Source organism: Oscillochloris sp. ZM17-4, from assembly GCF_019599295.1.
GTDB lineage: Bacteria > Chloroflexota > Chloroflexia > Chloroflexales > Chloroflexaceae > Oscillochloris.
The window spans coordinates 16,485-31,169 of the sequence record NZ_JAIEWN010000031.1; the positions used below are offsets into that span (position 1 = coordinate 16,485).

At 65.4% G+C, this 14,685-nt stretch carries 12 protein-coding genes; 4 read left to right on the forward strand and 8 right to left on the reverse strand.

The annotated features are described in order from the left end of the window. Window positions 1–10: 10 nt before the first annotated feature. The 6 genes from K2Z83_RS19420 to K2Z83_RS19445 form a co-directional block, all read right to left on the reverse strand. Complete coding sequence (locus K2Z83_RS19420; RefSeq protein ID WP_220596843.1) at window positions 11–1,291, reverse strand: (Fe-S)-binding protein; 1,281 nt, start codon at window positions 1,289–1,291, stop codon at window positions 11–13. A 129-nt stretch (window positions 1,292–1,420) separates the two neighbouring features. Then, window positions 1,421–2,116 (reverse strand): hypothetical protein, encoded by a 696-nt coding sequence (locus K2Z83_RS19425; RefSeq protein ID WP_220596844.1) that lies wholly within the window; start codon window positions 2,114–2,116, stop codon window positions 1,421–1,423. A gap of 75 nt (window positions 2,117–2,191) precedes the next feature. Continuing rightward, a complete protein-coding gene (locus K2Z83_RS19430) occupies window positions 2,192–3,313 on the reverse strand; it encodes a hydrogenase small subunit (RefSeq protein WP_220596845.1) in 1,122 nt (373 codons plus the stop codon). A gap of 96 nt (window positions 3,314–3,409) precedes the next feature. After that, complete coding sequence (locus K2Z83_RS19435) at window positions 3,410–3,853, reverse strand: glycine cleavage system protein H (protein WP_220596846.1); 444 nt, start codon at window positions 3,851–3,853, stop codon at window positions 3,410–3,412. 86 nt (window positions 3,854–3,939) lie between these two features. After that, on the reverse strand, window positions 3,940–4,314 hold the full coding sequence (locus tag K2Z83_RS19440; protein WP_129682273.1) for a DsrE family protein: 375 nt from the start codon (window positions 4,312–4,314) through the stop codon (window positions 3,940–3,942). A gap of 12 nt (window positions 4,315–4,326) precedes the next feature. Beyond that, window positions 4,327–5,061 carry a PocR ligand-binding domain-containing protein gene (locus K2Z83_RS19445; RefSeq protein WP_255604280.1) on the reverse strand — a complete coding sequence of 245 codons (735 nt, stop codon included), beginning with the start codon at window positions 5,059–5,061 and terminating at the stop codon, window positions 4,327–4,329. A gap of 341 nt (window positions 5,062–5,402) precedes the next feature. Between K2Z83_RS19445 and K2Z83_RS19450 the strand changes: the two genes are divergently transcribed. Continuing rightward, on the forward strand, window positions 5,403–5,996 hold the full coding sequence (locus K2Z83_RS19450) for a ParA family protein (RefSeq protein WP_220596848.1): 594 nt from the start codon (window positions 5,403–5,405) through the stop codon (window positions 5,994–5,996). Continuing rightward, entirely contained in the window at window positions 5,993–6,319 is a 327-nt protein-coding gene (locus tag K2Z83_RS19455; protein WP_220596849.1) for a hypothetical protein, read from the forward strand. Before K2Z83_RS19450 ends, K2Z83_RS19455 begins: the two co-directional genes overlap by 4 nt. Before the next feature lie 341 nt (window positions 6,320–6,660). On the opposite strand, the gene dnaE is transcribed toward K2Z83_RS19455, so the two are convergent. Next, the gene (dnaE, locus tag K2Z83_RS19460; protein ID WP_255604281.1) at window positions 6,661–10,044 is read right to left on the reverse strand and encodes a DNA polymerase III subunit alpha; all 3,384 of its coding nucleotides are present in this window, start codon (window positions 10,042–10,044) and stop codon (window positions 6,661–6,663) included. Between the two features lie 562 nt (window positions 10,045–10,606). Between dnaE and K2Z83_RS19465 the strand changes: the two genes are divergently transcribed. Together K2Z83_RS19465 and K2Z83_RS19470 are read left to right on the forward strand one after the other, a co-directional pair. After that, window positions 10,607–12,025 (forward strand): aspartate ammonia-lyase, encoded by a 1,419-nt coding sequence (locus K2Z83_RS19465; RefSeq protein ID WP_220596850.1) that lies wholly within the window; start codon window positions 10,607–10,609, stop codon window positions 12,023–12,025. A 93-nt stretch (window positions 12,026–12,118) separates the two neighbouring features. Next, window positions 12,119–12,934: a metallophosphoesterase gene (locus tag K2Z83_RS19470; protein WP_220596851.1), complete on the forward strand. Its 816-nt coding sequence runs from the start codon at window positions 12,119–12,121 to the stop codon at window positions 12,932–12,934. Here the strand turns inward: K2Z83_RS19470 and K2Z83_RS19475 are convergent. After that, entirely contained in the window at window positions 12,931–14,685 is a 1,755-nt protein-coding gene (locus tag K2Z83_RS19475; protein ID WP_220596852.1) for an ATP-binding protein, read from the reverse strand. The genes K2Z83_RS19470 and K2Z83_RS19475 overlap by 4 nt on opposite strands.

Sequence of the window (14,685 nt, forward strand, 5' to 3'; positions counted from 1 at the left end):
CATGATCTCGCTACTCCTCAACCAGCGCCTCGGCGACCAGATGCGACAGGCCGACGGCCTTGACCGGCGAGCCGAAGTGCTGCAGGCTCTCGGTGAACTGGAGCCGACAGTTGGCGCAGGTCATCGCCACCCTGGTCGCGCCGACCTCCTCCATCTGGCGGATCTTCAGCTCGAAGACCTTGTAGCGCAGCGGGTCGGCCTCTTTGATCGCGATCACGCCGCCGCCGCCGCCGCAGCAGACGCTCTCTTCGCGGCAGCGGTCTAGCTCCTTGAAGGATGTGGGGGCCAGCAGCTTGAGGATGTTGCGCGGCTCCTCGATATGGCCGCCGCGGCGCTGGATCTTGCAGGCGTCGTGGAAGGTGATCGTGCCGCCTTCGTCGAAGGCGCCCGGTCGCAGCGTGATCCGCTTCGCCTTGATCAGCTCGTCGATCACCGCCACAATATGTGTCACCTCGCAGGGCATCTCGACCATGTTGGGGGCCGTCCAGCGCAGCAGGTCGTAGGCGTGGCCGCACTCGGTGACGACCAGGCGCTTTACGCCCAGCTCCTTCGCCGAGTCGAGCAGACGAGCCATGAACAGCTTCACCCGGTCGGGGTTGCCCTCGAAGACGCCGAAGTTCACCACCTCGCGGCCGGGCGTGCTGATCGTCCACTTCTCGCCGGCGGCGTTGAGGATCTTGGCGATGGCGACGATGTTCTCGGGGAACTTCATCAGCTCGATGCTGGTGAAGGCCACCATCGTATCGGATCCCTTCACGTCGATCGGGATCTCGACCTCCCACTCGTCGGCGATCCACTCGATCCGGTCAACCCATGCGTCATCGGTCACACCCAGCGGGCTGCCGATCTCCTCCTGCTTGCGCACGGCCTCGACCAGGTCGGCGGGGATGATCTCGGCCTCGGCCATCGCCTCGCGCACATCGTGGATGAGCGGCCCGAGCTGGATGCCCATTGGGCAGACCATCGCGCACTTATTGCAGAGCGTGCATGCCTCGTAGACGATCGGGCTCCAGTGGCTGATATCCTCATCCGTCACTGGCTTATCGAGGCCGAGCATCAGCTTGGCCCGGCCAGTTAGGGTGAAGCGCTGCTCGTAGGCCCGGCGCAGCAGCTCAACCTTCCAGACCGGGGCGAACTCGGGGTTGCCGGTGGCCTCGTAGAAGTGGCATGCCTCGGCGCAGATGCCGCAGCGAGTGCAGGCATCGAGCTGGCTGGCAACCCACGAGCCGGTGGTGTGGATAAAGCTATCTATGGCGGCGCGCGCCGGCGCCGGGGCAATTGTTGTAGTCATAGGGCACCCATCTTCTTCGATAAGGGGACAGGGAACAGCGGATAGGGCACAGGCCGGAATAAGGACACAAACCCTGTTTGAACGAGAGCTAACACCTATCCGCTGTCCCCTGTCCCCTGTCCCCTCGCATCACGGCATCACCGCTCGCTTGCCGGCCTGCGCACCGTGGTAGGTGCGCGAGAAGAAGTAGAACATGAAGTGGCTGATCCGGCTGAACGGGATCCAGATCAGCATCAGGTTGATCGACATCATGTGCATGATGTAGAGGTTCTCGTAGGGCAGCGCGACGATGCCCAGCAGCCGGTGGTGGGTCAGCCCGTAGCCGGTGACCATCGGCAGGAAGACGATCAGCAGATTCAGCCACTCGGAGGGGCCGGAGATCAGGCGTAGCACCGGGTTGGCCAGCCGGTTCACGAAGAGCGCGATCATGGCCACGATCGCCGCCGCCGAGAGAAAGTCGACGATCGGCAGCGCCAGGGTAGGCCAGCCGAAGCCGAGCAGGCTCTTCCAGACCAGCATATGCGCCGTGCCCAGGAAGATCACTACGAACAGCCCGAAGTGGAACATCCCGCCGGCCAGGTAGGTCGTCTGGTTGCCCCTGAAGGTCTTCTTCACCCAGGGGATGAAGGGGAAGATCAGCAGCCCCTTGGCGTAGGTGACCGCCACGCCGCGCAGCTTGCTGCCCTTGTTCGGGACGCGGTCGCGCTTCCAGCCGAGCAGCAGCACGCTCACCAGGCGGTAGGCCATGCCGACGATAAAGATCATCAGCGCGGTGTAGAACAGCGGGCCGCGCGCGAAGACGAGCGTCGCATCGGTGGAACCCATCGTCAACTCCTCTTCTCATCCGACAACCATACGGCGCAGGCCGCATAACACCGGATCAAGAACGAATCAGTGTCCTCACCCACTCAGTGACTCAGTGGTTTCCTCATCGGTGTCGGCGTGCCGCTTCTGGAGGCGGTTCACACCAGCGTTTGCCACGCCGATGACCGCGCCCGCGGCCAGGGCGACCCCGGCGGCGGTGAGGGTGGGCCGGCCGATCGGAGCCGACTGGCCCTGGTAGAAGCCGCCGTTATCCCAGAAGTTTGGCTCGGAGCAGCCGAGGCATGGGTGGCCGGACTGGATGGGGAAGGAGAGTCCGCCGCCCCACTTGATGCCCGCGCAGGCATTGTAGGTGGTCGGTCCCTTGCAGCCGAGCTTGTAGAGGCACCAGCCCTTGCGCGCGCCCTCATCGTCGAAGCTGTTGGCGAACTTGCCCGCCTCGTAGAAGGGCCGGCGCAGGCAGCGGTCGTGCACCGTCGTTCCGTAGAAGGTGATCGGTCGGTTGAGGTCGTCCAGCTCGGGCAGCTTGCCAAAGACGAGGAAGTTCACTAGGGTGCCGGTGAAGGCCTCGGGGATGGCCGGGCAGCCGGGGATGTGGGCAACCGGCTTGTCAGTGATCAGCTGGTAGGCTGGGACGGCGCCGGTGGGGTTGGGCTGGGCCATGGGGATGCCGCCGAAGGCCGCGCAGTTGCCGGTGGCGATCACCGCCGCCGCGCCAGCCGCCGCCTCCTGGAGCAGATCCACTGCGGTGCGCCCGCCGATCGTGCAGTAGTTGCCGTTGGCCCCGGTGGGCACGCTGCCCTCCACCACAAGCAGATACTGGCCGGCGTAGGTCTCCATCATCATGCGCTTGTTCTCATCGGCCTGCACGCCTGAGGCGGCCGAGAGCGTCTCGTGGTAGTCGATCGTGATCTTGTTTAGGACGAGGTCGGTCAGGGTGGGCGAGAGCGAGCGGGTCAGCGCCTCGGTGCAGCCAGTGCAGTCCTGGAAGTTGAGCCACATCACGGGGACGCGCGGCTTACTGGCCAGCGCCTCGGCGACCAGGCGGGTGGGGCTTGTGGGGCGGGTGAGGCCGGCGGCCAGCAGCGGCGACGCCTCGCTTATGCCCAACGTCACCGCCAGCGCGCCGCAGATCTTGAGGAACTGACGCCGCGAGACCCCTTCGCGCTGGAGGTATTGATAGATCGTCTCATCGGCCATGGTGGCCTCCTGAAAAGCACAGGGATCCTGGCCGCCTCACGCTGGGGCAGCCCTTCCTTCCCTCGCTAACTGTCGGCAAGCGTCGCTTGCCGACGGCTAGCAATTAATATTCTCGGCGTCGAGCTTGGCCTGGTAGGCGGCCACGCCGGCGGCACCAGTCACCAGATTATCCTTCTCGGCATCCCAGTTGCTCGGCTGGAGCTCGACGATCCAGCCCTCGCCGTAGGGGTCAGAGACTGGCAGGTTCGGGTCGGCGGCAAGCTTATCGTTTGCCCGCAGGAGCACGCCCGTCGCGGGGGCGGGCACCGGGCCGACGTACTTGCTGCTCTCGACCGTGGCGGCGCTTTTGCCGGCTTTAATCTCCTGGCCGATATTCTTGGCCTTGACGGTGACGGCGGTGAGCTTCCCGCCGGCCAGCTTGCCGGCCACCTGCGTCATCCCGACGCGGATCACGCCGCCGTCCATCGGCTTGGCCCAGACGTGCTTGTCAAGGTTGTAGTAGAGATCCTCAGGGATGTTGCAGCCGCGGATCGTAGGCATATCACAGACTCCTCATCATCACTGAGGCACTGAGCCACTGAGATTTTCCATATTTCAGTGCTTCAGCGCCTCAGTGCCTCAGTGCTTTAGAACGAGATCAGCTTATCCGACTCGGACACCACCTCGAACCCGGCGGCGGCGCTGATCAGATTGCAGCCGGGGATGAGGTCATCGGCGCTCATGCGGTGCATCTCCATCGAGGGGGCGCAGGCGCCAAGCTTCACACCGGCCTGAGTCGCTAGCTGGATAAATGAGGCGACCGACTGACCATCGGGGCCCATGGGGAAGGTGTCCTCGGCCACGCCCTTCTTGAGCAGCAGCGTGCCCATGCCTGTGCAGTACACCGTCACGTCATAGTCCTGTCCGGCGGCCAGAGTGGCCATATAGAAGGGGGTCGCGCAGCGCTCGGGGGCGTTCGGGCCAGATGTCATCACAATTACGAAGCTGTTGCCGTCGCTCATGGGGTCACTCCTCTAATATTTTTCCAGTATGGTCATCTCAGCGATGCGCCGCAGCCTGCCGAGCAGGGTGGCGCGCTCGTGGGCGATAGTCTCGAAGGTGCCGGCCACTCGCGCCAGCCAGCTGGTGATCTGCGCGCGCGCGCGCGGGCTCAGGCTTGGAATGCTGGCGGCGGCCTCGGCGAGGGCTCCCGGGTCGAGGCCATACGAATCGCTCAGCTGGCGCAGCTGAGCGGCTGTATGCGTAGATTCGGGCTGGCCGGCGTGGAACTGGCCGGCGATCAGCAGGGCTACCGTCACGCCCTCAACCCGGATAGGGGCGTGGGCATAGCTTAGCCCAGCGTGACATGTGGAGATCGTGCCGGGCGCTGCCTGCGCTAGAGGGCAGCAAGACTCCTGACACGCCAGCTTGCCCTGGGGGCTTGTCTGGATGAGGGCGCAGAATGCGCAGCTGCCGCTGGGGGTCGTGAGCGGTGTGCCATCCGGGGCGATCGTGATCGCGCCGAGCCCCGCCACCTCGGCGAAGACATCCTGGATGGGCTGGATACAGTGCAGGGGCAGCACATCGGCGGGGCGCAGAGGCAGCTGTGGCTCGGGCGAGCTGGATCCGCTGAGGATGGTACTGACGCTCGCGCGGGAGAAGCGCCACTGCTGGCCCACCTTCACCCCGGTTATCCGGCCGTCCTTGAGCATCCGGTAGACCGTCGTGCGGTCGACCTTCAGGATGTCCTGGACCTCGCGTGCAGTCAATAGGTCATTCATCAGCATTGATAGATGCAATAAGAAATCATAGGTTGCTATAGCGATATCGTCGCATGGGCAGCCTGATAAAACAAGCGTAGAGCGCGCAACTAGAGAGTGAACGAGCCGCTACCAATGTATACCACGAGGCACAAAAAAGCTTCCCCCGCCGCATTGCGGTCTGCATGCGGCTCAGAGTTGCACCTCTCTATAACATTTCGCGTACGCACGTACGCACGTACGCACGTACGCACGTACGCGCGTACGTGCGTACTTAGGTTTTTGCCATGGCAAGTTTTTGAAAATCTGAATATAATGATCCCCCGCAATACCGATAGGGGCACAACTCTATGATCATCACCTGCGCATCGTTTAAGGGTGGCGTTGGGAAGACCACCAGCGCCATTCATGTTGCGACGTACCTCCAGTCGCTCGCCCCCACGATGCTGGTCGATGGCGACCCCAACCGGAGCGCGTCAAGCTGGGCGCGCCATGGGCTGCTCCCCTTCGCCGTGATCGATGAGCGGCAGGCCACCCGCCACGCACGGAGCTATGAGCACATCGTGATCGACACGAAGGCCAGGCCAGATGAGGAAGATCTCAAAGCGTTGGCAGATGGCTGTGACCTGCTAGTCATCCCGACCACACCCGACGCGCTGGCCCTGGATGCGCTGATGCTTACGGTGAAGGCGCTGCGCGTGCTCGGGGCCGACCGCTATCGCGTGCTGATCACGATGGTCCCGCCCAAGCCGAGCCGCGATGGTGAAGATGCACGGGCGCTGCTGGGAGAGGCGGGGCTACCGATCTTTGCGCAAAGCATCCGGCGCCTGGTCGCCTTCCAAAAGGCGGCACTCCAGGGCGTGCCCGTCTCCCAGGTGAGTGACCCTCGCGCGGCGGAGGCGTGGGGCGATTATGAGCGTGTAGGCCAGGAGGTTATGGGATGACAAGCAGACGTCAAAATAAATTCGCTGACCTGATCAGCGCTGTGCGCGATGGCGAAGAGACGCCGGTCGTTGATGCGCCGGCCGTGCCGCCCCAGATAGTCACGGAACCTACTCCCCAGGAAAAAGCAGGCATTGATCCGCCCCACCGCGGGCGCCCGCTGACGGGCAAACGGAGCAACCCTGACTTTGAGCAGGTGACGGCGTACATCCGTCGCGACACTAATATCCAGATAAAGATTGCGCTGCTTCAGGAAGGCAACACCCGCGACTTCAGCGACCTGGTGGAGGATCTGCTTCAGGCGTGGCTCCTCAATCGACAATAGCGTGGGTACGACTTAGGTTTTCACGTACGCAGCATGGCGCGTACGCAGCATGGCGCGTACGCAGCATGGCACGTATGCAGCATGGCGCGTACGCAGCATGGCGCGTACGCAGCATGGCGCGTACGCAGCATGGCGCGTACGCAGCATGGCGCGTACGCAGCATGGCGCGTACGCAGCATGGCACCATGGCGCCATGCTGCGTACGCGCCATGCCGCCCCATGTTCTGAAAGAGAAGATCACAGAGGTCGCGAGCAGAAGGTGCCGCAAGGCTTGCAGAAGAAGATGATATGGAGCAAGGATAGCCGCGTGTGGGGACGTATAATACTTCGGGTAATAGCCATTATTCGACCTCTATCACCCCTCCAGACGATAAACGTCTCCCAGCCCCCAGATCATCCCCCACCCCCTCCAGGTCCATCTCCGTCTCCACCGCTGCGGCCGCCGGGGCCAGGCTGGCCTCCACCGCCTCGACGGCGTCCACCACCAGCTGCGGGCTGTCGCGCCGGTTGTCCACCTTGGCCGTGATCTTCAGCACCGCGTCGTTCTGGAGCAGGTCGCCGCACTTGGCCAGGCTCTTGGGGAAGACCACGATCTCGATCGTGCTGGTCGTGTCCTCCAGCACGCCCACCAGCATGGCGTCGCCCTTCTTGGTGGTGATCCGGCGCACCCCGCCCAGCAGGCCGATGAAGGTCAGCGACTTGCCGATATGCTCCTCGGTGATGTCGCCCAGCAGCGTCACCCCGCGCATATCGACGCCCTCCAGCGACTTGGACACCGGGTCCTCGGAGACGTTCAGGCCGAGCAGCTCCTTCTCCCAGAGCAGCTCCTCCTTGTTCTCGGCCGGGGTGGGCTGGATGATCGGCATGGGGATGCGCGAGACGTTGACGCTAGAGGGACCGCCGACGCTCTCGCCGAACATGTCGAACAGGCTGCCCTGGCCGACCTCCTTGGCCTTCTGGGCCTCGATCCCGGCGGCGAGCGCCTGGTCGAGGATGGCCAGCTTCTGGCGGCGGGTGCCGGGCAGCGCGTCGAGGGCGCCGGCCTTGATCAGGCTCTCGACGACACGCTTGTTCAGGGCGTTGCGGTCGACCCGCGCGCACAGATCCTCCAGCGAGCTGAAGTCGCCGCCCTCCTCGCGGGCCGCGATGATCGCCTCGACCGGCCCCTCGCCCACGTTCTTGATCGCCGCCATGCCGAAGCGGATGGCCCGGTTGAACTTCACGCCGGGGGGGAGGGGCGCCCCCTTGTGGTCGCCCCCGATCGGCTCAATATCGAAGCCCTTCGTCGAGCGGTTCACGCAGGGGCTGAGCACCGCCACGCCCAGGCGCCGGCTCTCCAGCGCGCTCTTGGCCACGTCCTCCGTCACCCCGCCCGAGCCGGTCAGCACGGCGGCCATATACTCGACCGGGTAATTCACCTTGAGCCAGGCCGTCTGGTAGCTGAGCAGCCCGTAGAGCGTGGCGTGGGGCCGGTTGAAGGAGTAGCCGGCGAAGGGCAGGATCAGCTCCCAGAGCTCATCGGCGACCGCCTGGCTGATGCCCTTCTTGCGGCAGCCCTCCTTGAAGATCGCCCCGTTCTCGGCCATCAGCTGCTTGTTCTTCTTGCTGATCGCCTTGATCACGATGTAGGCCTGGCCCAGGGTGTAGTCGGCCACCGTCTGGAGCAGCTGCATGATCTGCTCCTGGTAGACGATCACGCCGTAGGTGTCCTCCAGGATGGGCTTGAGGATGGGGTGCAGGTAGTGGATGCCGCCGGGGTTGTTCTTGCCCTGGATGTAGCTCGGGATCTGCTCAAGCGGGCCGGGCCGGTAGAGCGCCACCATGGCGTAGAGGTCGTCCACGCGGGTCGGCTTGAGCTGCACGAGGTAGCGGGTCATGCCCGCCGACTCCAGCTGGAAGACGTTCTTCGTCTCGCCGCGGCCGAGCGCCTGGAAGGTCTTCACATCATCGGTGGGGATGTCGGTCAGCTCCATCTTCTTGCCGGTGGTGCGCTCGATGTAGCGCATGGCCTCGGCCACCGCCGAGAGGTTGGTCAGGCCGAGGATGTCCATCTTCAGCAGACCCATCTTGGCCAGGGTCGGCCCCTCGAACGAGGCCATGACGCCGTGCTCGTCCTTGGTGGTGTGCTGGAGCGGCACCATCTCCTCAAGCGGCGTGCGCGACACCACCACGCCGCAGGCGTGGGTGCCGACGTTGCGCATGCGCCCCTCGACCTTCTGGGCCCAGTCGATCACCTCGGCCAGGTGCGGCTGCGTCTCGTGGATCTGCTTGAGCTCGGGCACCTTCTCCAGGGCCTGGGCGATCGTGGTGCCCACCGGCAGCGAGGGGATCAGCTTGGCGACCCGGTCCACCTCGGAGAGCTCGACGCCGAGCACGCGGCCCATATCGCGCAGGGCGGCCTTGGCCCCCAGGGTGCCGTAGGTGATGATCTGGGCGACGTTCTCGCGGCCGTACTTCCCGGCGATATAGTCGAGGATCTCGCCGCGCCGCGAGTCGGCGAAGTCGGTGTCGATATCGGGCATCTCCAGGCGCTCGCGCGAGAGGAAGCGCTCGAAGAGCAGCTTGTTCGCCACCGGGTCCACGTCGGTGATGCCCAGGCAGTAGAGCACCAGCGAGGCCCCGGCCGAGCCTCTGGGCAGGCAGGGGATGCCGCGCGAGCGCGCGTACTTCACATAGTCCCAGACGATCAGCATATAGTCGGGGAATCCGGTGGCGTTGATTACGTCAAGCTCGTCATCAAGCCGGGCGATGTAGTTGGCCGGCGGGTTGCCGGCGAACTTCTTCATCAGCCCCTCCTCGCAGACCAGGCGCAGGTAGGATGAGGCGTCGTGGCCGGCGGGGATCTCGAACTGCGGCAGCTGGACGCGGCCGAACTCCAGCTTGAGGTTGCACATGTCGGCGATGCGCCGGGTGTTCTCCATCGGCGCGGTGCCATAGCGCTGGAACTTCTGCCACATCTCCTCGCCAGACATGATGTGGTAGCTGTCGTCCATCATGTAGCCCTTGCCGCAGAACTCCTTGTAGGTCAGGTTCATGCCCATCGACATCACCATGTGCTGCGTCTGCATATCCTCGCGGCGCACAAAGTGGGTGTCGTTGGTGACGACCATGGGGATGCCGAGATCCTGGCCGATCCGCATCAGCTCGTCGTTGATGCCCTCAAGTTCGGGGGTGTTCTCGTGGAGCTGTAGCTCAAGGAAGTAGTTGTCGGGGCCGAGCAGGTCGCGGTAGTAGGCCGCGTGCTCGACGGCCTGCTTGCGCTGCTGGGCCGTCAGGCTCTGGATAACCTCGCCGGCGATGCATGCCGAGGTGACGACCAGGCCCTCGTGGTGCTGCTCCAGCAGCGCGCGGTCGATGCGCGGGCGGGCGAAGACGCCCTTGCCCATGCCGTCGAGGTGCGCGCGGCTGGTCAGCTTCACCAGGTTGCGGTAGCCGACCTCGTTCTTGGCCAGCAGCAGCAGGTGGTAGTAGTTCTTGCCGCCGCGGGTCATCGCGTCAGTGCGCGAGCCGGGGGCCATGTAGGCCTCCATGCCGATGATCGGCTTGATCCCGGCCTTCTTCGCGGCGTCGTAGAACTCCATCGCCCCGTACATCACGCCGTGGTCGGTCAGGGCGATGCTGTCCATCCCCAGCTCGCCGGCCCGCGCCGCGATCGCCTTCGTCGCCGCGTACCCGTCCAGCAGGCTGTACTCCGAGTGGACGTGTAGATGGGTGAAGTCTTTCATAAATGCTTTACACCATGATCGACATCATCAGGCGACAGCCTGATGAAAAGAGCGCGTTATCCACAATACAGATGTCAGAACTTGCGCATCGGGAAGCGATAGATCTACATAACGTGGGGTGAGGTGTGGGCTATCAGAGCCTGCCGAACATTATAGCACAGCCGGGCGGCTATCGGTAGGTGTAAAGCGTACAGATTTCCGCCTACGATGGATTCTCGTAGAAACGCCCCCCTGTGGATAACCGGTTGAATATGTGCAAAACGCATGAATGTACTATACCCCAGGCCTCGTTGTTGCAATACCACGCGCGTGCCCGGCCCGTAAACGGGCGGGCTCTTGTTCGACGAAGGCCGCCTGCGCGGCCTCAGGCAGGCCGCGCAGGCGGCCTTCGCAGACGGGAGCCCGCGGCTTCAGCTGCCGGGCGACGCCGCACCGGCTGATGTTCGCGGTATTGCCTCGTTGTTGTTGAGAATGGGCGCTGAATCTGCCCTTCCCCAACCGGGACATGTAACTTCATGTGCTAGAATCTAGCCCGGTCAACCCATCGTCAAAGGAGACCCGTATGTCCGAGTACCGTACCGAGAAAGACTCGCTGGGCGAGGTCCAGGTGCCCGCCGGCGCGCTCTACGGCGCGCAGACCCAGCGCGCCGTGATCAACTTCCCCGTCAGCGGGATGAAGCCCTACCCCGCCTTCGTCTGGTCGCAGGCCGTGATCAAGCGGGCCGCCGCCGAGGTCAACCGCGACCTGGGGCTGCTCGACGCCAAGCTGGCCGGGGCGATCATGGCCGCCGCCGACGAGGTGATCGCCGGCAAGCACGCCGACCAGTTTGTGGTCGACCCGTTCCAGGCCGGGGCCGGCACCTCGCACAACATGAACGTCAACGAGGTGATCGCCAACCGGGCCAGCCAGATCCTCGGCTTCGCGATCGACGACCCCAAGAAGCCGGTCAGCCCGAACGACCATGTCAACATGGCCCAGAGCACCAACGACACCATCCCCACCGCCATCCGCCTGGGATGCCTCTGGCGCCTGCCCGAGCTGCTGGCCGCCGTGGACGACCTGGCCGACGCCCTGGAGGCCAAGGCCAGCGAGTTCGACGATGTGGTCAAGTCGGGCCGCACCCACCTCCAGGACGCGGTGCCGGTGCGGCTGGGCCAGGAGTTCGGGGCCTACGCCGCCGCCGTGCGCAACGACATGGAGCGGCTCGAGGCGGCCGCCGGCCGCCTGCGCCGGCTCGGCATCGGCGGCACCGCCACCGGCTCGGGCCTGAACGCCCACCCCGAGTACCACCAGCGCATGGTCGATAAGCTCAGCGAGCTGACCGGCCACGAGCTGCGCTCCTCGGGCAACCTCTTCGAGAGCATGCAGAACATGGGCGACGCCGCCGACTTCTCGGCCAGCATGCGCGCCCTCTGCATCACCCTGGTGCGCGTGGCCAACGACTTCCGCATGCTCAGCTCCGGCCCCACCACCGGCCTCGACGAGATCCGCCTGCCCGCCGTGCAGCCCGGCTCCAGCATCATGCCCGGCAAGGTCAACCCGGTGATGGCCGAGATGCTGAACATGGCCTGCTTCCACGCCCAGGGCAACGACTTTACCGTCGCCCTGGCCACCCAGGCCGGCCAGCTTGAGCTGAACGTGATGATGCCGATCATCGCCCACAACCTGTTCGAGATGATGCACGTGCTGATCGGCGCGATCAACGCCTTCACCACCAAGTGTGTCGTCGGCGTGACGGCCAACCGCGAGAAGGCCTTCGGCTGGCTGGCCAAGAACCCCATCCTGGTCACGGCGCTCAACCCGGTGATCGGCTACCTCAACGGCGCCGCCGTGGCCAAGGAGTCGCTGGCCACCGGCAAGAGCATCCGCGAGGTCGTCGTCGAGAAGGGCCTGCTGGAGGGCGACAAGGTCGACGAGCTGCTCGACGTGCGCGCCATGACCGAGGGCGGGATCATGGCCGGCGGCGGCGGCGGGGGATAGGCCTCTCTGACATTGTAAGGGCGCAGCAGCCAGATCGGGTCACGCGCAAAGCGCGTGACCCGATCTGGCTGCTGCGCCCTACGAGGTGTATCTATGCGCCTAGCCATCCTGGCCGACATCCACGGCAACCTGCCCGCCTTCGAGGCCGCCCTGGCCCACGCCCGCGCCCAGGCCCCCGACCAGATCGTGATCGCCGGCGACATCGTCAACGGCTCGCCCGACTCGGCGGCCTGCTGGCGGCTGGCCCGCTCGCTGGGCGTGCCCATGCTGCAGGGCAACCACGAGCGCTACGTCTACAACTACGGCACGCCGCACGCCCAGCCCAGCCTCGACCCCGAGCAGTTCGCGCCGGTGCGCTGGTCGCACGACCAGCTGAGCGCCGCCGAGCGGGCCGAGCTCGCCGCCCTGCCCGGCCACCTGCGCCTGGCCGAGGCCCCCGACCTGCTGATCGTCCACGCCTCGCAGCGCAGCGACCGCGAGTCGATCCATAACTTTGTGACCGACGCGCAGCTCGCCGAGATGTTCCCCGCGCCCGACGCATCGCTGATCGTGCGCGGCCACAACCACGCCGGCGCGGTGCGGCCCTGGGGCGAGCGCCTGCTCGTCACCGCCGGCGCGGTCGGCCTGCCGCTCAACAATGTCACCACCGCCCAGTATCTCATCCTCGACCGGGCGCAGGGCCGCTGGAGGATCACCCACCACTCGGTGCCCTACGACCTGGAGGCGGCCCTGCAGCGATTCCACAGCACCGGCTACCTGGCCGCCGCCGGGGTGATGGGCCGGCTGCTCTACCGCGAGCTGGCCACCGCCAGCTTCTACATGGTGCCCTTCCTTGAGGCCTACAGCCGCTGGCGCGAGGTGGCCCCGCTCTCGCTTGAGCAGGCCCTGGAGCGGTTTCTGTCCCTCTAACCCATGCCATCCATAGCGCGCCGCTGATCCGGGTTGCCGTAGATGCTGAGGTAGATGTCCAGCTGCTCGCTCAGATCATCGAGGCTGTGGCTCCCCTTACAGGTGACTCGGCGGGCCGAGTCCTGGAGCTGGGCCAGGTCGGCGCTGCTCATATCCGCGGGCATCAGCAAGACGACCGGGCACGCGCACGACCCGGGGCGCTCGCGCAGCGTGTTGATCAGCCGGAGCCCGTCGATATCCGGCAGCAGCAGGTCAAGCACAATCGCGGCCGGCTGGCGGCTGGTGACTGCGGTCAGCGCCTCGCAGCCGCTCCGCGCGACGACGCCGCGCCAGCCGCTCGCCTCCACGTCGCCCAGGACCAGGTCGCTGGACGCGGGGTCGTCCTCGATAATCAGGACATAGTCGGCCACAGATCGGGGCGCGGGCAGCCGGCGCAGGCTCTGCGGGGGGCGGCGCTCCCCGGCCGGCCCGACGATATGGTCGGCGGCCCCGAGGGCCACCCCACACTGCTGCTTCCCATCGACACTGATCATCACGATCGGGATGTGGGCCAGATCGGGCTGCGATCGCAGGTCGGCCAGCGCCTGCCAGCCGTCGGGGCTGCGCATCAGCACATTGAGCAAGATCAGCTCCGGAAGCACATCGCGGGCCAGTTCGACGCCCTCGTCCGCGCCGACGGCCTGGACGATACAGGCCCGCTCGGGGCTGATGATCTGGGTGAGCAAACTGCCCGCCTCCTGACTCTCGTCGATCAGCAGCACAATATTCTCGCTGACGACCGGCAGATCCGCGTCGGGGTTAGCGCCCGCCCCGTTTGGCACAATCGGCGCGTGGTCTCCCGGCAGGGTCGGCTCGCTGGGGGCGATCAGCGGCAGCCGCATCGTGAAGACCGACCCGACGCCGAATCTGCTCTCGACCGTGATGTCGCCGCCCAGCAGCTGGCAGAGCCGCTGGCTGAGCGCCAGGCCGAGGCCCGTGCCGCCATACCTCCGGTTCAGCGAGTCGTCGATCTGCGAGAAGGTCTTGAAGAGCTTCGACATCTGCTCGGCGGCGATGCCGATCCCGCTGTCGGCAACCGCGAACACCACCCAATTCGCTCCGTCAACCTGCTCCTGCGTTACGGTGAGCCGGATCGTCCCCGCCTCAGTGAATTTGGTGGCGTTGCTGAGCAGGTTCAGCAGCGACTGGCGCACCTTGAGCGGGTCGGTGTACATCATCATCATGCGCGCGGGGCAGCTGACTTCGAGCGTGTTGTGGCTCTGGGAGATCAGCGGCCGGATCGTCGAGATGACATCCTCGATGAGGTAGGGCACATCGACGCGCTCGGCGGCGATAGTGAAGCTCCCCGCCTCGATCCGCGAGAGGTCGAGCACATCGTTGATCAGGCTGAGCAGGTGCCGCCCGGCGTTGTAGATGTGGTGCAGGTCGTTGACAACGGAGCTATAGTCGCCCATCTCGACCAGATGCTCCATCATCTGGCTGTAGCCGATGATCGCGGTGAGCGGGGTGCGCAGCTCGTGGCTCATCGTCGCCAGGAACTGGGTCTTGGCGCGGTTCGCCGCCTCGGCCTCATCGCGGGCCTGCATCAGCACGACCTCTGTCTGGCGCAGCTGCGCGATCAGGCTTGAGAGCTCCTCAGCCTCTTTGAGCCGCCGCACCCCACACTCCTCGGCGAGCTTACGGTAGTATGCGGCCTCTTTGCGCGCCTGCTGGAGCTGCTCGTTGAGGGCTGTGGTGTCGTTTGCGCCCAT